Annotated in this window: 11 protein-coding genes; 4 read left to right on the top strand and 7 right to left on the bottom strand. The window is 52.5% G+C overall.

Going from position 1 to position 19,683, the window contains the following annotated elements; genetic code table 11:
* Positions 1-63 precede the first annotated feature (63 nt).
* From SH527x_RS09435 to SH527x_RS09445, 3 genes are all read right to left on the bottom strand, one after another.
* Positions 64-2,487, bottom strand: coding sequence for a DUF1549 domain-containing protein (locus tag SH527x_RS09435; protein WP_437194410.1), 2,424 nt, complete (start codon positions 2,485-2,487; stop codon positions 64-66).
* A 143-nt stretch (positions 2,488-2,630) separates the two neighbouring features.
* Positions 2,631-5,102, bottom strand: coding sequence for a PPC domain-containing protein (locus SH527x_RS09440; protein WP_437194411.1), 2,472 nt, complete (start codon positions 5,100-5,102; stop codon positions 2,631-2,633).
* Between the two features lie 131 nt (positions 5,103-5,233).
* On the bottom strand, positions 5,234-6,559 hold the full coding sequence (locus SH527x_RS09445; protein ID WP_437194412.1) for a DUF1501 domain-containing protein: 1,326 nt from the start codon (positions 6,557-6,559) through the stop codon (positions 5,234-5,236).
* 880 nt (positions 6,560-7,439) lie between these two features.
* Between SH527x_RS09445 and SH527x_RS09450 the strand changes: the two genes are divergently transcribed.
* The 4 genes from SH527x_RS09450 to SH527x_RS09465 all read left to right on the top strand — a co-directional run bounded on the left by SH527x_RS09450 (position 7,440) and on the right by SH527x_RS09465 (position 14,491).
* The gene (locus SH527x_RS09450; RefSeq protein WP_437194413.1) at positions 7,440-8,762 is read left to right on the top strand and encodes a CpaF family protein; all 1,323 of its coding nucleotides are present in this window, start codon (positions 7,440-7,442) and stop codon (positions 8,760-8,762) included.
* 86 nt (positions 8,763-8,848) lie between these two features.
* Positions 8,849-9,841: a type II secretion system F family protein gene (locus SH527x_RS09455; RefSeq protein WP_437194414.1), complete on the top strand. Its 993-nt coding sequence runs from the start codon at positions 8,849-8,851 to the stop codon at positions 9,839-9,841.
* Positions 9,842-9,955: 114 nt separating this feature from the next.
* Positions 9,956-10,894 carry a type II secretion system F family protein gene (locus SH527x_RS09460; protein WP_437194415.1) on the top strand — a complete coding sequence of 313 codons (939 nt, stop codon included), beginning with the start codon at positions 9,956-9,958 and terminating at the stop codon, positions 10,892-10,894.
* A gap of 252 nt (positions 10,895-11,146) precedes the next feature.
* Positions 11,147-14,491: a YCF48-related protein gene (locus tag SH527x_RS09465; protein WP_437194416.1), complete on the top strand. Its 3,345-nt coding sequence runs from the start codon at positions 11,147-11,149 to the stop codon at positions 14,489-14,491.
* Between the two features lie 99 nt (positions 14,492-14,590).
* Here the strand turns inward: SH527x_RS09465 and SH527x_RS09470 are convergent, their stop codons facing one another.
* The 4 genes from SH527x_RS09470 to SH527x_RS09485 all read right to left on the bottom strand — a co-directional run bounded on the left by SH527x_RS09470 (position 14,591) and on the right by SH527x_RS09485 (position 19,425).
* Positions 14,591-15,028, bottom strand: coding sequence for a hypothetical protein (locus SH527x_RS09470; RefSeq protein WP_437194417.1), 438 nt, complete (start codon positions 15,026-15,028; stop codon positions 14,591-14,593).
* Between the two features lie 103 nt (positions 15,029-15,131).
* Positions 15,132-16,142, bottom strand: a complete 1,011-nt coding sequence (locus SH527x_RS09475; RefSeq protein ID WP_437194418.1) for a DUF1559 domain-containing protein — start codon at positions 16,140-16,142, stop codon at positions 15,132-15,134.
* 619 nt (positions 16,143-16,761) lie between these two features.
* A complete protein-coding gene (locus SH527x_RS09480; RefSeq protein WP_437194419.1) occupies positions 16,762-18,585 on the bottom strand; it encodes an ATP-binding cassette domain-containing protein in 1,824 nt (607 codons plus the stop codon).
* Between the two features lie 339 nt (positions 18,586-18,924).
* Positions 18,925-19,425 (bottom strand): hypothetical protein, encoded by a 501-nt coding sequence (locus SH527x_RS09485; protein ID WP_437194420.1) that lies wholly within the window; start codon positions 19,423-19,425, stop codon positions 18,925-18,927.
* Positions 19,426-19,683: the final 258 nt, after the last annotated feature.

The raw sequence follows: 19,683 nt of genomic DNA on the forward strand, positions 1-19,683 counted from the left end.
TGCGTCGAGGCAGGAAATACGAAACGAAGACCATTTCATGTAAATGGTCTTCGTTCCGACATCTTAGTGATTAAACAGGAACTCACGGGAGTTCAGGAGAGCCCAGTACACGTCTTCCAGGGCATGCTCCACGTTGGCACCTTCCGCAAAGAGTGGTTTCAACCGCTCCTTTTCTGCGTCGGTTGGATGCCGGGTCAGACACATGACATACAACTGGTCAACGATCTCCATTGGCGGAGTTTTTGCGTTCAACATCCCCTTCAACAGTGCACCTTGAACCATCTTCTGGTTCACAGTGTCCCCGTTCATCAGGTGCAACGCCTGAGACAGCGTTGGCTCCATACGAACTTCGCAAGAACATGCTGTCTCACGTTTCGCACGCCCGAATGTTGTCAGGAAGTAATTCGACGTATTCCCGTCGGCAATCTGAACCGCTCTCGCTCCAACAGGGAGCTTCGCAAAATCGTCCTTGGTCTGAGTGACCTGACTGATAACATCCAGCATCGATTCCGCTTTAATACGGCGAACGCTCTGGTGAGCAAAGTTCAGCTCATCAGACATATTGGTTTCGTTCCGTTTTGTTGATCGCTGATAGGTCTTTGAAAGACAAATATCACGTACCAGTTTACGGAAGTCGTAGCGGTACTCTGTGAACTTGGATGCCAACGCATCCAGCAGCTCCGGATTTGAAGGAGGATTTGAGACGCGGACATCGTCCACTGGCTCAACGATCCCGATCCCGAAGAAGTGCTGCCAAATTCGGTTTGAAAGATTCGATGCGAAGTAAGGATTCTCAGGAGATGCCAACCAGTTCGCAAGAACTTCGCGACGATCTCTCCCCTTCATGTCAGGACGATCTCCACCGAGGAACTTAGGAACGGAATTCTTTCCGGTCACAGGGTGACGAACTTCTCCGCCTCCACGGTTGAAGATGATCTTTTCACGGACGTCTTCACCTTGCTTACGGCCAATCTGAGAGAAGAACGCAGCGAATTCGTAATACTCGTCCTGTGTCCAGCGATCGAACGGATGGTTGTGGCATTGAGCACACTGAATACGCATCCCCATGAACACTTGAGCCACGTTTTCAGCGACCTTCAGTTGATCACGCTCCAGCTCATAGAAATTCGTTGCAGGCGAAGAAAATGTTCCGCCTGAAGAGGCCAGAATATTCCGAACCATCTCGTCGGTAGGAACGTTATTCGCGACCTGATCGACCAGCCACTGGTAGTACTGGACAATGGACTTGTCCGAGATCTGGTTTGTTCCCCCGGAACGCATCATGAGCCATTCTGACCACTTCGAAACCCACATCTCTGTGAATTCCTTGCGGTTCAACAGCTCGTCAACTTTCTTGGTGCGTTTCGCAGGATCGGCATCCGCCATAAACGCGTTGTACTCGCTGGCAGTCGGAAGCAACCCGATCAAATCGATATAGATTCGACGCAAGAATTCTTCATCGCTGCACAGCTCCGATGGATTCAAACGAATCTTCGTCAGCTTCGCCTGAACAAGCTCATCGATGTAATTCGCAGGTGCTTCCTGGACTGGTGCGAATTGCAGACCTTTAGGCAGAGTGAGGAACTGCGATCCAACGGTGTAAATGTCGAATCGTGCCATCACGAAGGCTTCGCCACGATCTCCGGCAGTTACCAACCCGTCTTCGCTGATTGCGGCTGACGAATCATTGCTGGAGAAGAAGGCGGCCATGGATGTCAGGTCGCGGACCGTACCATCCGAATAGGAACCGAGAACCAGCAGCTGCTGAGTTTCGCCTGTTCCATCCAGAACTGCTTGCTTTGGATACAGTTCAATCCCTGTGCACTTTGCCTGATCTGCAGGGTCGTTGGGAGTTCCGTTTTCGATCCATTCGATCAAAACTTTGTTCATCGTGGAATCCGCTTCGAAACGCTTGCCACCAGAGTGTGGCACAGCTCCGACCGACTTCTCGACCATCAAGCTTGATTCAGGATACGCAAGGTTGATGCGGCGTCCGAGTTGTTCTCGGGTGATCCGAAAATGGTCTCCGTTTGGATCGTATCCAAACAGGGACAACATGAACCCGTCTTTTCCGCGTGCTGCACCGTGGCAACTGCCAGTATTACAGCCCGCCTTCATGAAAATCGGCATCACATCGAGGTTGAAACTGATCGGGCGATCAACTGCATTTTTCTCGATAACAACCGGAATCTTCTCGCTTTTGCTGTCGACGCTCAGCGTCAATTCAGTCTTGCCATCCGCAGTCGGAAACAATGTGTTTCCTTCCCGTCGGGCAAGGTTGCCATCCCCTAATGTCCAGGTGGCCTTTGAGGTCAGGTCACGGGTGAGCCCGTCGTCGTAGACACCTTGTACAACGACAGACTGGTATGCTCTTTTGCTGGTTAACTGGACGTTTTTGGGGAAGACCCGCAACTCGACCAGTTCCGCAGCAAGGGCACATTGGGCGGTGAGTCCGACCACCAAAGTCCAGGCAATGCGATGAATCATAGGTTCGACCGAAAAATCAAAAGTAGGTATTCAATACGAGTTTAAGTAACGCTCGAACTCGTATGATTGGTTCTCATCTCGCCCATCAGTACTCTGATCAGGCGAGCCTTCCTCATTCGATACAACACAAACACCAACACGACTTACTCGCCGCCAGCGTCGCGTTCCTTTTGCTGCAAACGCAACTGTTCCAGGCGTGACAATGGCTTTGGAGGTGCTTCAGTTTTTGCAACAACTGGAACAGGTGCTGCCGGCTTCTCTGGATTCGCTTTTGGTGGAGGTGCAGGCTTGTCAACTCGCAACCGTCCATTGCCCAAGGCGTGATTGATGAAAGCTCCGTTCTCTGGAACTTCCACTTTACAGAAGACGTTCTGGCTCATTCCGACCGGTGTCGTTTCCGCAGCCTTGATAGTAAACAACAACTCGGTGGTCTCCTTGGTCACCTTCAGAGGTTCGGCAGTTGCACCTGCTGGAAGGCCCAACAGTTCCACAACAGCTTCACCTTCAAACGCCTTGGCCTGAGTGACCTTCACCACATACGGAATCTCTTTACCCTGTTCGACGGCCCCTTGAGCAAATTCGAACGTGAGATAACGAGGTTCCACTCGCAATGGTGCAAACGGAGTGACAACTTCGTAATCACCGCCAGCATGCTTTGAGATGCATCGAATGGCAATCATCGTCTCGCGAGTCGCGGCTTTATCAGCGGCGTTCAAAGTGATGATGCCCTGGGATTCACCCTTGGCGATCTTGGCTGACCCGTTGGAGCTGATCCCCGGTGGGTTCTGCAGGAACAGGATTCGAATCTCTTCATCGAAGCCTTCTGCTCGCTCGCACTTCACCACTAGGTTCATCGAACCATTCTGAACGATTGGGACTGTTGGTGTTTCAATCCAGCAGCGGAACTTTGGCTTTTCAACGACGACGATCGGCATCCGATTCATTCGTTCTTGCCAGACACGGTCATTGTTATTGGCCCGAATCATCAGGACATCCTGATAGAGCGGCCCTTCAATTTTGGTGTCAGGACGTGCCGGATCGTTCAGAAATGACTTCACTGGGAAGTAACCGCCGCTGAGTGGAGCGTTCTCATCTGCATAGAACACGACGGAAGCAGTTCCATCGTTCCGCCAGCTCTCAGGGCATTCAATTCGAACCCCTGGAGGCAACAATTCACTGCGGAAATTGACTGGGCCTCCCATATCGCGACGTTGGATGTTCGCAACAATTCCTGAACCGCCACCTTGAGGAATAATAATCTGGTGCTGAACATAGCGAGCAAACTCAATTGGTGATGCGTCCAACTGTGGTTGCAGTTCACGTACTTCAATTCGGTAGGTGAAGCTCAAATGCCCCCGACTCAAGTGATCCCGAACAACAACTGCATACTCGCCATCTTCCGGAATCTTGACCTTCGCAGCACAATCAACACCGCGGCTGTCATCGTCGCTGGCAAGCTGCTTTCCATTTGATACCTGATTCACAGTAATCAATGGATCGAGCCCTGAACGCAAGCGGCGTGCATAGACTTCGATCTCAATTGTCTGGTCTTTCTTTGCCGTAAACTTGAAGCAGTCGACGTCACCCTTTTCGCTGATCACACCGTTAAATGCTGCTGGAACTGGACCAGCGGTGGCAACGTTGATGCTGTTGTTCGGTTCCTGCTCCATCACATTCTGGAAGTTCCCGATTCGAACTGGGTGGGCTGTCGGAGCAACACCAAGCTGATCTCCAACTTCGACCGAATAAGGATCGAGCGGAATCTCGTTAGGGAGAGTGACTTCTTTTTCGATCGGGCCGTTTACGTCTCCGACGAAGGTCGCCTTGATCGTTTCGCCAGGACGGCCGCCGGCAGGAATCATTGCCAGGGGACGAGGGAAGTTGCCGACATGCAACAGATAGTTCGCCAGTCCGTCGCCGTTGTAAGAGGCATCACGCACAAGAATGACATACTTGCCGTCCGCTGGAGCAATGATCGAAACCATTGAGTCATTGTGGAGGAGAGCAGTGTCATCGTTCGCTGCAAGTTCGAAACGATCCATGTTCAGGATCGCGAGGTACGGATCGAAATAGGTGGTGCCCGTCGAACGCCCCAATCGCTGACCGAAAATTTCAGCGGTGATTCGTTCGCCTTTTTTCGCTTCGATGATGTAGTAATCAACGTCTTCGCGATCGATGCGTCCTTCGATCGTCGTGTTCATCTGAGCGACTTGCGGCTTGTCGAACTCGGTGTTTGGTTCGACTTCTTCGACGACCGGCAATGCCCCGACATGGAAATTCCGAAGGTCTGAAAGACCGGTCCGCGTACGAATCCGCATCCGCTGTGTCCCGAGTTTGCAGGTTTCTGCAATCTTCAGGCGGACTTTAATCCGACGACCTTGTCTGCGTTCTTCTTCGGCTTTGACCGGTTCGAAGGTCAAGACTTCGATTCCGGTGTCATAGATCAGCAATTCCTCGGCATCATCGAGGTTATCCCCAAACAACACCACATCGACTTCCTGCCCTCGTTGCGCGCCCAGCGGCTTCAAGGACCGGAAACTCGGTGCAGTGGCATATGAAACCTGTGTGACAAAGAGCAGTGACGCCAACCCGCACACGGCCGCAATAATTCGCATGAGGAACTCCCGTCCCAGATTCCCTTGACGGCAGATCGCTGCAAATGAGCAACAGTCAAGGACGCCTCAGAGTGAACAAAATGAAAAAAATCGGCGCAATGGAACCCATCCACCACGCCGAATTCTCTTAACTAGGCCAACAGGTCCTTGATGATCTCACCACCGTCCACAATTTCAATTGGACGATTACCTGGAGCCATCAGTTCTTTATCTGCCACGATTCCGATCGTGTGGTAGATCGTGGTGAACAGGTTTTCGACTGTCACTGGATCTTCTTCCGGCTCACTGGATGTCGCATTCGACGACCCGTAGACGAAGCCCTTCTTCAATCCACCGCCAGCCAACGCCAGACTGAACACTTTCGGCCAGTGATCTCGACCAGCTGTATTGTTCATCTTTGGAGTACGGCCGAACTCACTCGACACGATCACCAGAGTTTCATCGAGACGACCGCGTTCTTCGAGGTCGGTGATCAACGCGCTAAACGCCTTGTCGAACTCAGGAACCGAACGATTGAAGCCTGCAACGATGTTGTCGTGCATGTCCCAGCTTCCGTAGGTCAGATTGACCAGACGAACTCCGGATTCAACCAGACGGCGAGCGAGCAGCATACGTGCCCCTGCCGTGTTGCGTCCGTACTTGTCACGCATTTCAGCCGATTCTTTTTCAAGATCGAATGCTTCGCGTGCCTGTGGGGAAGAGATCAGGCTGTAAGCAGACTCGTAGAACGAATCCATTGCCGTGATCTGGTCAGAAACTTCACGCTGACGGAAGTATTCGTTAACAGCTTCAAGAGCGGATCGACGACTTGCGAATCGGCTGTCATCGACGCCCTTCGGAAGCTCGAGGTCACGGACTTTGAAGCCGTTACTTGCCGGATCGCTGCCCAATGCGGAAGGAGCAAATGCAGAACTCAGATACCCACTGCCTGCAAATTCGTTCGGAACGTTTGGAACACAAACGTATGGAGGGAGATTATTGCGGCTTCCCATCTGCTGGCTGATTACAGAGCCAACGGAAGGATACTGCAACGCCGGACTTGGACGGTACCCGGTGAACATATTGTGGGTACCGCGCTCGTGAGCGGCTTCCCCGTGTGTCATCGAGCGGATGATGCACAGCTTGTCTGCGATTTTGGCTGTTTCGGCAAACTTTTCACCGAATCGGACGCCATTCAGCTTCGTCTCGATCGATCGCATCTCACCGCGATATTCAATCGGCGCAAATGGCTTTGGATCGAATGATTCCTGTTGAGCGATCCCCCCCGGGAGGAAGATGTGAATGATGGACTTCGCAGTTCCTTCGAAGTTCTGATAGTCCTTCAACTCTGCCCGAGCTTGACGAGCCAACAGCATTGGCAAGGTCAAACTGGTCCCGGCCAGAAAGCCGAGTTGCAGAAAACCACGTCGTGAAAGCTGTTCGAAGTGTGCAGGTGCACAATTAGCACGGAAGGCCATCAGCTGATCTCCAGCAGGCAGGATGACACTCGTTCGGGGAGTTCTTAGTGACAACATTGTCACGTGAACATGAACACCCAAAACCAGGGGCAATCTCAGGCAGGAAGGAATGTTCCCAAAAGTATGGAAAAATCCCAGGTATTTCGGCAGGCAATTGCGGAGGGAGGTCCCGACTGAGTATTTGCTCAACCGGGCAACAATTAATCATAGTCGGTCTTCACATATCCATCAATTGCTGCAAATCCTTCAAATCAGCCTAAATTTGTTGGAATCGTTCGTCAATCTTAAACCTGTCGTTAGTCGGAAAGATCTTCAAACCCGAATATTAACCCAAACGATTGATATTTCCGGTCCGGAGCAAACCTCGCAACCAGACGATCCGACACCCTCAGCACACACAAGCCAATGTAACACTGCATGTTACAAACAACGGAAAATCCCGATCCGTTGGAATAATTGATTAATATCTCACTTTGGCGCGGCTCGAATTGTGCGTCAATTCACAGAGACTTGCCATCGCCCGAATGTTTCAAAAATCAAACATCCCGGAAAGTCCTCCCACTTCTCCCAAAATTGTGAGCTAACTTTCATTGTCGTGATTTCCTGAAGACTAAGGGATTTCCTGAATCCTCAGACTCACGGCGTCGCAGCAAGTTCGAAACGTCAATATCGCTCCGATTTGATCCGTATTTGGCGGTCTCCCTGACCTCCAGTTCGTTGGAATCAGGCCGGTCGCACGATTTGGCGTCTCATTCCGCTGATCACATGAAATCCCGACCAAGCCAGGTTCAGCAGCGAGAACAGATTCTCATTGCACTCACTGGGACTGGTTGCAGAAATAAACCGTTCGAGCCAATTGCTTGAACCGCGAGACGCGAACATGGCATCACTTCCAACAATTGCGCCACGCTTTCGAAAAGACCCGAATCAGGTTGATTTTGAAAGTTTGAAACGATTGATCCACGGCAAACTGGTGGACAAACTGGATTTGAACCGACTCGGTGAACTCCAGGGGGACACTCTGCGCCGAGAAATTCGCCTCGTCGTTGAGCATCTTTGCGATACAGAAAACCCACTCCTCAACCGCTCCGAGCGTGAGCGTCTCATCGAAGAGGTTCTCGACGAGACATTCGGATTCGGCCCGCTCGAGATCCTGATGAAGCAGGAAGGGGTGGCCGACATCATGATCAACGGCCCCAAGAAGGTCTTCATCGAGAAGGGTGGCCGAATCCAACGATCTGACGTCACATTTCGCGACAACGATCACCTGCTTCAAATTCTCGATCGAATCGTTTCCCGCGTCGGTCGTCGAATTGATGAAACGTCGCCCATGTGCGACGCCCGACTCCCGGATGGATCACGACTCAACGCGATCATCCCTCCACTCGCACTGGATGGACCTGCACTCACAATTCGAAAGTTCGGCTCGCGTCCACTGTCACTGGAAGACCTGCTGCGATTCGGTGCATTCACACCAGAAATGGTGATGTTATTAGAAGGAGCAATGAAAGCCCGACTTAATATTATTATTAGCGGTGGAACAGGTTCAGGGAAAACAACGCTTCTTAATACATTATCAAGCTTCATCCAGAGCGATCAGCGCGTCATTACAATTGAAGACGCTGCTGAACTTCAGTTGCAACAGGATCACGTTCTCCGACTGGAAACGAGACCGGCCAACATTGAAGGAAAAGGGCAGGTCACAGCAACGGACCTTGTGAAGAACGCGCTCCGTATGCGACCAGACCGCATCATCATCGGGGAATGTCGTGGGCCGGAAACGCTCGACATGCTTCAGGCAATGAACACTGGGCACGAGGGGTCGATGACGACAGTCCACTCCAACAACCCGCGAGATGCTGTCGCCCGTATTGAAACCATGGTCACAATGGGAGGAACTGAACTCCCGTTGAAAGCGATTCGCCACCAATTTGCCTCGGCTGTCGACTTGATCATTCAGGCCAGTCGCCTGCAAGGGGGACCGCGAAAGATCACTTACATTACAGAAGTGATGTCGATGGAACAGGACACCATTGTGATGCAGGACATCTTCCGATTCTGTCAGGATGGAATCGATGCCGATGGCCGAGCACACGGGCACTTCGAATCCACAGGAGTGCGTCCGAGCTTTATGCATCGGCTGGAAGCTGCTGGTGTAAAGCTTCCAAACAATCTGTTTATGGCACGCCGCCTAGGCAGTTAGCGATCAGGCAGGCAATGAACAATTAAAGATAGCTAACTCAACCTTACCATAATCAATTCTATTCAATCCATATTTGTGAAATCACGATGGTGACTCTTCCAGTCCAATTAGATCCGATGACTATCTCGATCATCGCCTTTCTGGGTGTCGCCGGGATGATTGGTGCTATTTTGCTTCTGTTCGATAACAGTAGCGCCAACTCTCTTGAAGAACGTCTGGATGTTCTCGCTGGCAAGAAAACAGCAGCGAACCAGGAACAGCTCAACGTCACACGAGACGTTTTGCATCTGAACACCAAAAGCGGATTTGCGTTCATCGCAAGCAAGCTGATGGAACGCTTCAGCGATCTTCGTCTGATCTTCGTTCAGGCAGATGTCTCGATCCGTCCGGACCAGTTTCTGGGGGTCATGATCGGCAGCGGTCTTGCTGGTGTTGCGATTGGTCTGATCGCGAACGTTCCGCTACCTGCTTACCCACTTTGTGCAATTGCTGGCGCCATTCTTCCTGTCTGCTGGCTTTACTTCTGCCGTGCACGACGATTCAAAAAGTTTGCGAAGCAGTTACCTGGAGCCATGGAGTTAATTGCTCGAGCCCTGCGTTCCGGACACTCGATTGCCACTGCGATCAAAGTTGTTGCAGATGAGCTTCCGGAACCGATTTCGAAAGAATTCAACATCGCTTACGAAGAACAGAACCTCGGGATTACCGTCGAACAGTCCTTGAAAAACCTGTACACCCGAATGCCAAACCTGGACTACAAGTTTTTCGCGATGGCCGTTGCAATTCAGCGTCAGTCCGGGGGAGATCTGGCCGAAATTCTCGACAAAATTGGCCACATTATCCGTGAGCGATTTCGCATTCTGGGACAGGTTCAAGCCCTCACCGGGGAAGGTCGAATCTCTGGAATCGTGCTGATGATTTTGCCCATCGCGCTTTTCTTTGCGGTCTGGTATCTCAACGCTGAATACGTGATGACACTGTTCACCGACGAGATCGGTCGCCAGTTGGTCGCATGGGCGATCGTCCTGCAGATTCTAGGCGCAATCGCGATCAAGAAGATCATTACCATCAAGGTTTGAGAACCAGAATCACTCAGCTGTTCGCTATTTCAAAGTCGCATCATTCGTGAACTGACAGCTCATCTCATTTCGCTCATATTTTGCTTTCAGATCGCTCACAGGTAGACCGCTCCAATGGACAACCAACTACTCACACTCATCGCGCCCTTCGCCGCGTTCGGAGCAGTTTGCGCTGGGGTCTGGGGAATTGCTCAGGCTTTTGGAAGCAAAGAGAATCGCGCGTCGGAGCGATTGGACGTTCTGAAAGATCCACTCAGGCGCAATCAGGATCCCGGCAAAGAGGCCGGAATCAGTTCGGTTTTCAACAAAGCCGCACCGACATTGTCCAAGGCGTTAGTCCCGAAGACGGAACTCGAAACGAGCGCACTTCGGGTCAAACTGGCGAATGCCGGATTTGGCGGCCCAACGGATATGGTGTCCTTTCTGGCATTCAAAGTTGTCGCCATGATCGTCGGCGGAATTTTGACTGCAACAGGTTCACTCATGACTCTCGGTTTCACCACCGACAGTCTGATTGCCACCTGCTTCGGGGCGGGAATGGGAATGTTCTTGCCCGATCTGCTTCTCTCTTTTCTGGCGTCGTCGAGGAAGCAGAAGATCTTCCTGTCACTTCCTGACGCACTCGATCTGATGGTTGTTTGTGTCGAAGCTGGACTCGGTCTCGATGCCGCAATGCGACGAGTGGCGGAAGAACTGAACGGGACAGCGAAAGAGCTTTGCGGTGAGATCAATCACGCCAACTTCCAATTACAGATGGGACGCCCCCGTCGAGAAGTTCTCCATGATCTCGGTGTCCGAACCGGCGTCGATGACGTGAAGTCTCTGGCTGCAATTCTGATTCAGGCAGACAAGTTCGGATCTTCCATTGCCACTGCACTGCGAGTTCAATCGGACAGCATGCGAGTGAAGCGGAGTCAGCTTGCGGAAGAAAAGGCGGCGATGACAGCCGTGAAAATGATCTTCCCGCTCGTGCTGTTCATCTTCCCAGGGATCTTCGTCGTGCTCGTTGGGCCAGCTGCCATCATGATGATCCGACAACTCCTCGTCGACTAAACGCACCTCGTCGCGTACTCTTCGCAACCATTTTCGCCAACACAACTTGCGAACTGAGCGACTCATCGCTTTCTCACGACTTCGCAGAGACAGTGTCAGCTGAAGACTGATGTTTCCGGGTTCTTCTCAACCAGATAAACTTCGCGAACGCAGTCTTTTGCAGAAATCAGGCAGCGCTTTCGCTCCCGTCTTACAGTGAAAACAAAGGGACGCGTCAGCATTGCCTCTGGCACCTTCAGGGAGGAAGGTCCGATGGCACTGGTCACTTCGACACCGGCTACTTCACTGGTCGCACCTTCAGGTTGCCCACTTCCACGGTGCGCCCACGTACGCACGCTGACAGCGCTCCTCCTGAAAATCTGCGTTCTCACTCTTCTCCCCTGCGCGGTTGTTTTCGCTGCAGAAGCAGAAACTCCGGCGACTGTCACAATCAAAGCGGTCCCAACTCCTGCGAATGCCGAACAGGATGATGCTTCTCTCCATGGGCTCACTTCGGTTGGAAACACAATCTGGGCCGTCGGCGATCAAGGTGTGATCTGGCGGTCAAAAGACGCTGGGGAAACATGGCAGTTTCTTGCACTTCCCAACGAAGTCCGTGCTTACTCATTTCGGTCGGTATGCTTTCTGACAGACAGAGTCGGGTGGATTGTTGGCGGAACCGTCCGTCCAGTTGGAGGTGCACTTCAAGGTGTCGTCCTCACAACCAAGGATGGTGGTGAAAGTTGGGTTGTACAAACCAATCAGGAATTGCCTTACCTGCGCTACGTGAAGTTTTTCGATCTGGAATTGGGGATCGCTGTTGGTGATCGATCAACAACTTTCCCAGGAGGGGTCATTCAGTCAGAGGATGGGGGGCAAACCTGGTCCGCGACATCGTCCTCGAAATCTGGACGCTGGAACGCTGCGGCGTTCACCGGAGGCGGACAAGGCATTCTCGGCGGCGATCAAAGCCGACAGGCAGCAGTCTCTCAGGGATCAGTGAATCCCGCAGGTTCAGGAGCCTTCGGCCTGCAAGCCTGGCGCGGAGCGTCGATTGATGCAACTGGACGAGCATGGATGGCGGGCGAGGGCGCGGCACTTTCCCAGAGCACGAACTTCGGTGTCTCCTGGACCCCGGTGACGGCAAACCTCCCTCAGCAATTAGACGACTTCACCAACTTTCAATGTGTCACGCATCGTGAAAATCATGTTTGGGCGGCAGGCAGTCCCGGCGCAGTTATCTGGCACTCTGCAGATGCGGGAACGACATGGCGACCACAACGGACAGGTGATGCGATTCCGTTGAATTCGATCACATTTCTGGACGATCTGCGAGGGATTGCCATCGGTGAACTGGGGCGGATCTGCCGCACAGATGATGGCGGAAAATCCTGGCAGAATGTCCGTGGCACAGGACGCCGCCTGGCATGTCTGGCGATCCAATCGCAGCACCAGAAGACGCCCATCCCATTTCTCACTCGATGGTCGAAAGAGGACGGATATCGAACTGCCGTTATGGTCGCCACACGTCGCGATCTCGGCGACGATGCACATCTCGCAGAGCAACTTTCCACACGTCTGGCTCATTCCGCTCAGTCATCAGGAGCCTCACGCGGATGGATCGACTGGCGATTGCCGGTTACGCTTCCGATGCTCGAAAACGACCGCGAGCGTTTACTGGAAGAGTGGACACTGCTGACAGATCGAAGGTTGAGCGATGTCCTACTGGCATCAATCGTGGGAGAAATTCGAACATGGCGTCCTTCCGTGTTGCTGATCGATGAACCGGCAAACAATGAGTTCAGTGCCGAGCTGCTTTATCGAGCCATCAGTAAAGCTATTCAACTGGCGGCCGATCCAACATTTGCATTGAACCAGACGGAAATCTCTGGCCTGAAGCCCTGGCAGGTTCAAAAACTTGTCATGCAACGCGGGAGTGGAGTTTCAGGAACAATTCGGCTCGATCCGTTTGAAGTTCTACCTCGCCAGAACACCACTCTGGAACTCGCGTCTGCACCGGCGATGGGACAGCTTCATGCGTTTGAATCTTCACGAGCCACGGTCTCCGAATTCATCGTCTCCAGAACATTCGGGGAACAACCGCTCTCGGATCGCAACGTCTTCGGCGATCTCGCGCTGGCCCCCGGCGGAGAGGCCAGACGTCTCTTCCCACCGATTCGAGAACTGGATCTCGACCGCACGATCGAGCAAGCCAGACACCGCCGCACAATCACCGCTGCCAGTGAGCGAATCATCAATGACCCACAACGAGGAGGTCAGCTTCTGGCTCAGTTGAAAGAGATTATTGGCCCACTTTCACCTGAGCAGGCTGCACAACAGCTTTCAGTACTCGGAACGATGTACCACCAACGGGGCGAATGGCAGTTGGCTGAATCAGTCTACAGTGAATTGATCACTCGCTACCCTGAGCAGCCACCTGCTGTTGAAGCAATGGTCTGGCTGATGAAGTACTGGTCGAGTGCAGAAATGAACTGGCAGCGATTACGCACGGTTCAAACGACGAAGCGACAGCACCGCAGCACAGCCATGAGCGAAGATGCAATGCGAGCCGCCGTCGAACAATCTCTGCAGAAAGCTCAGAATGGCGGCTTCCAGACCGTCAGCGGACTGACGGGACCATCACTCACCACACGATCAACAGAAGAGACAATTCAAGCATCTCCATCGATTGGAAATGTGCAGTCAGTCGTGACTGCCAATGGAGCTTCCAACAGCCCCTATGACCTGACACTGACACGCTGGCAGAAGTCGGCCGTTGCTGTCTCTGAAAGCCTCAAGGCCGGGTATCCCCATCTTTCGGACGTCCCGGAGATTCAGTTTGTCACTGCGGCACTGATGCGTCGGCGCGGCGACCATCGTCGGGCAGATGAGATTTATGGTCGCTATATGCAAACACTGAGCGACGATCCGTGGAACCTCGCGGCGCGGGGCGAAGCCTTCCTGTTACGTCCCGGGTTTCAATCCCCAAAGCCCATCGTTCAATGTCGCACAGTTTCCAGCCCTCCAGTGCTGGATGGCCTGCTGTCTGACGCATGTTGGGCACAGGCAATCGAAATCCGACTTGGGGAGGAGCAGAGTGAAACATACATCGGATCACGGATCGATTCTTTAACCCGAACCGGTGGCAGTGAAGCGAAACCTGTCGTGTTCATCGCTCGCGACGCTCGGTTCCTGTACCTCGCCGCCACGGTCCCCATCGATCCCTCACTCCCCAACGACCCGCCAGAACTTCCCGGGCGAACACACGATTCTGAATTCGCCAACTTCGATCGACTCTGTTTCCAGTTCGACGTGGACAGAGACTATGCAACGTATTACCAGTTCGAAGTTGATCAGCGCGGACATACTCGCGACTCCTGCTGGGGAGACCAGTCCTATAACCCGAGCTGGTTTTGTGCAGCAACAAGGACCGCAGACGCATGGCGCGTCGAGTGTGCGATTCCACTTGATGAATTACTGCCAGCGGACCGCATCTCCGACACGGCATGGGGAGTTGGAATCACTCGAATCATGCCCGGGCGCGGATCTCACAGCTGGACCTCATCCGGAGCGACAGTTCCCCAACCTGCGAAGTTCGGACTCGTGCGATTCGAGTAGAGCAAGCAGGTTGCAATTCATCCGACTGCCTACAAAAAAACTCCCTGTTCATCACAGGGAGTTCGATCTGAACGTTTCAATTGCGACAGACGACACTGACTACTTCTTATCGCTGACCAGTTCAAAGTTGAACTGATTCTCTCCTGTTTGCGCCACCTCAGCAGTGAACTCACTTTTCTCGTTGTACTTCTTTGGAAGTAACTGAGCAGGGGCACCCGGCGTTTCGCTATCTCCCTTGCTTGCTCCACCAAACTGTCGAATCTCGACGCGGTACTTCCCCGGTGGAATTTCGACCTGATACTCCCCCTGATTCACTGCTGCGAGATAGTCAATGGGGGCCGTGTTCGGAAGCGGCTTCGCCTCATGGACAACAAACGAGATCTGCCCGGGATCCAATGCTTTCCCGTCCAGCATCACCTTCCCTTTGGCAATGATCATCCCTGAAGCGACAGGCAACGTCGGTTCCTGGCACCCTGTCAGACAGAGGCAGACGGATAACAACATCCAGCAGGATGCAAATGCTCCAAAGATGCGCATGATAGAAGTTCTCGTTTGTTGCATTCGGCGGAGTCAGAAACTGTGATCAACCGTCAGGGAAGTCGAGATTCCCCTGCGGCGCTCAAATGGAGATCAACTTTGCCTAAAAGTCGCCTGTAACCTCTCCACCGGCTCGGGTGGCGAGAGAGCGGTAAAGCGTGCTATCGATGTTCTCATTAGCAAATCGAACAGCACCATCAACCATGGCAACGTGGACGCCTCCAGTATGCGCGCTGCGTGCATGGAGATAGTTATTTCCGCCATTCACATTCGCACAAGGAACCGGAGCGAAATCAGTCACACATCGAGTCAGTCGATCGGTCTGACGAGAGTTCGGTGGATTGATGGCGCTGAACCATGTCGTCGAACCAAAGTTATTCCAGATCGCTCCATGCCACGCTGAAGAAGTATCAACTCCGCCTCCAGAGGTTTTACAAGGGACAAGGCGAATCTCTCCCAGGAAAAGCGTGTTTGAGGTTCCATCGACAACATCTCGCATTTTCGTACTCGACATTGCGAAGAACATTCCATTAAGTCGTGGAGACTGGTCAGTTGAAGCAGCAGCATGAGTTCCCAGGCTGCCTTGACATCCGGCATAATTCGTGAACGAATGTGCGATCATCGTCAATGAATCTGACAACAAATCCCGTTTGTCACTATTTGGGTCACTTGGACAGCGAAGCACCGAAATCACGACTCCACGACCTGGGTAGGTTGAGGTTGCAGCGGAGGTACTCATCAGCGGTGAAATCTGATTATAGAGCGGCCCTTGCTCTATATATGGAAAGATCTGAGGAACCCAACTCATTCGAACAACGGGCTTTCCAAAATCTGGACCGGCACCGCCAGGTTGACTCCACACAGTACTACCAATGCACCCAGGCGGAAAAACGCTATGAGTGTCGTGATAGTTGTGTAGAGCAATCGCAATCTGCTTCAAATTGTTTTTACATTGCGATCGACGCGCCGCCTCTCTCGCCTGTTGAACAGCGGGCAGCAATAGCGCAATCAGAATTGCAATAATTGCGATCACAACAAGCAATTCGATCAACGTAAAGGCGACGTTCCTTCGGTGATCCAAGGCACGAATTCGTCCACCATAGAGATTTCTCATAACACCTCCTCTGCATCACAAGATTCGACGAACGAGAACGCCGTGATAAAAAGACAAATCTCAGGCCGAACAGCCTTACCGACGACCTGACAGATTTTTCAGTAGAAAATCAGTCGTGCACATGAAGAGAAGTTTGTCACCCATATTGATGACCAAACTCCACATCAGTTGCTGTCACGGAGTTGCCTGATGAATGAACGCGATTGCACCGAGCGCGGCAGATTAACAAGGGCCCCGAAGATAAACATCAGCACATATCAACAACGAATCGCCACTGTACCAACAGCGTGAAGACTGTCAACAAAAACATCAACACTTACAAAGATGTTATTCGACTTTCCGCCGGACAAGATCGCGTACGATCAAAATTGCCGTCAGCGATAAGACTTAGAGAATTCACCCGCCGCACACTGAAAAGTGGGGCAAAGAGCTCAAGCATCAGCAGAACAAGCATGTTCACGAGGATGCTGCCGGCGTGCATAGAAGAAGTCAGCACCCTGCCAGACCGAAAGTCACCTCTCTCGATGACAGCGGATGCAGAATCACATTCGTATAAGCATGCCGCGCAGAAAATATCTCATCGATTGAGATCCTTCCTGCGCGGCCATTCGTCTCCAAATTAGATCGACTCTCGCGCAGCGAGGTTTTCCCAACGAGCGTAGGAGTTCACAAGCTCAGTCCCGATCTGTTCGAGACGGCCAGTGAGCTTCGCAATATCATCGCTTCCTTTTTTGAAGAAGGAAGGATCTGCCATCTGAACGTGCAGGTCAGCTTGTTCCTTTTCAAGCAACTCAATTTTGCCAGGCAACCGTTCCAATTCCTGACGTTCTTTATAGTTGAGTTTTGGACCAGTTGGCTTCGCAGGAGTAGCGGGTACGGCTGATGTCACGGCTGTCCGCACTGGAGACGCGGCGGCCTTGGCCTCGCGTGCTTCGCGTTCAAGGGCAATATCCCGCTGGCGAACATAATCGTCATAGCCACCGTCGTACTCACGAATCGAACCGTCACCATTCACGACAATCGTACTCGTGACGAGATTGTTCAGGAATTGGCGATCGTGACTCACAATCAGAACGGTCCCTGCATAACTGTCGACCAGCTCTTCCAGCAGCTCCAGTGTCTCGGAATCCAGATCGTTCGTCGGTTCGTCGAGCACCATAATGTTCGACGGCTTCTTGAAGATCTTGGCCAGCAACATCCGGTTTCGCTCCCCTCCGGAAAGGGAGCGAGCAGGGCGGCGGGCGCGTTCTGGAGTGAAAAGAAAGTCCTGAAGATATCCGTAGATATGCTTCCGCTGACCATTAATCTCGATGGACTCTTGCCCTTCGCCGACGTTTTCGACAATCGTTTTATCTTCTTCAATCTGTTCTCGCAGCTGATCGAAATAGATCACCTGCAGATTGGAACCGTGTCGAATCTTACCAGAGGTTGGCTCCAATTGTCCGAGCAGCAGCTTGAGAAGCGTACTTTTTCCGGCGCCGTTCGGCCCGATCACTCCGATCCTGTCTCCTCGGGTAATGACCGTGGAGAAATCCTGGATAATCGTGCGATCACCGTACGAGAACGAAATATTCGTCGCTTCAGCAACCAGATGACCGGAACGTTCTGCAGTGCTCGCCTGCATCTTGACGTTCCCAACCTGATTGCGACGTGCGCTCCGCTCATCTCGCATTTTCTTCAGTGCACGGACCCGTCCCTCATTTCGGGTACGGCGCGCTCTGATCCCCTGACGAATCCAGACTTCTTCAACGGCAAGTTTCTTATCGAACAGGGCGTTCTGCTTTTCCTCTGCTTCGAGTGCCTGTTGCTTCCGTTTGAGAAATGTGCCGTAATCACATGTCCAGTCGAACAGTCGCCCTCGATCTACTTCGAGAATTCGGGTGGACAACGCCTGCAGGAACGCACGGTCGTGCGTGACGAAGATGAGAGTCCCTTCATACTGCTGAAGGAAGCCTTCCAACCAGGTGATTGAATCGATGTCGAGGTGGTTTGTCGGTTCATCCAGCAGCAGAATGTCTGGACTTTGGATCAACGCCTGAGCAAGCAAGGCCCGTCGTTTCATCCCGGATGACAATGTTGAAAATTGCTGCGATCCATCAAGCCCCATGCGATCGAGAATGCGCTCGACCGCCTGCTCGGCTTCCCAGTCCATTCCGTGTTCGTGCTGTTCCCAGCCGTCACAAACGAGTTCAGCAATTGTTTGCGTCGTCCCGGTTGGAACTTCCTGAATCAGACGGCCAACTCGAGCTCCGGCCGCCAGTTTGACTTCTCCGTCATCAGGAGGGACGGTGCCAGCCATAATCTTCATCAGAGTCGATTTGCCGGCGCCGTTTCTGCCGAGCAATCCGATGCGTTCTCCCCGTTGAATTTCCAGATCAATGTTTTCCAACAGGATCTCGCCGCTCCAAGTGAAGGACACGCGACGAAGACTAAGCAACGACATTCAAAACTCCGGGAGACACTCTCAAGAAAACCATGAATCGGCGCTCGAATTTGCAGTGAAGGCGAAATCCGTTGAAAACACGGATGCCGCTTCATGAACCGCAGTGAGGAACGACTCACAATCAGGGACCTGGACCACTACAACAGATGCAAACCTGACGAGGCCAGACCAGATAGTCTATCGGCCGACATCCCACATGAGAAATGCAGGAGGCCGGCCGATACCGAAGGAGAGAAATTTCAATTCGTCGCCGTCGCCCGTGGGGGAGCGTTATCAGGCATTTCTTCACAAAATGGGGAAGTACCTGTCACACCCCAGAAGGACGCCATAGATGGACGGTTAAATCTGAAAGTCGTAGCCAGATGGCGGGCCAAGCACAGTCGAACCTTTTCCGCGTCCTCGAGTCAGAATGACGTGCCGTCCCTGATCCCGATATTCAACGGAAGTCATCAGCGATCGGACCAGCGAGGTGTTTCGGTTCGCGGACGTTTGTTTGAACAATCCACTTTCACCCGAAACAGCTTCGGCTGAAGTTGAACGCGATCCGTTAATCTCAATCCAGACACCCTCTGGAGAGGTACTGAAACGGAGCTGCACGACATTGCCATCTCCCGGTTGGATTTGTTTGAAAACCGATTCCAAAGCCTCAGAAGCCGCAATCTGTACTGCAAACCCATCTGTCGCGGAAAACGGTTGACCTCCCATAGAACTCATGATGTCCGCAATCGCGGCCGGGATATCATCTCGACAACGCAGGGTCGCTTCAGCCAATTCCAGTCGAGAATGGACTGGTTGAGAAAGTCGCGGAATCGTGCGTGTTGCGGTTGATGAGATCATCATGAATACCTTCAGAAGTAGGCAAAACTAAATCGTCTGCGTGCGAGAACTGGTCAGAAAATCGTTAAAAACCGAGAGTTCGGAATCCGCCAATCAGGCGAGTGGAACCAACACGGGTCCGATTCCGATGTCGTGAACACTATCAATGATCTACAAAGATTCAGTGAGGGACATGTTAGGTTCTGATAAAAAGACAGCGGCACAGTACAAGACTGATGCCGCTGCAGTTTGGTTCGCAATTCTGGACTGATTTTTATTTCA

This window comes from Planctomicrobium limosum, from assembly GCF_051465645.1.
Classification (GTDB): Bacteria; Planctomycetota; Planctomycetia; order Planctomycetales; family Planctomycetaceae; genus Planctomicrobium.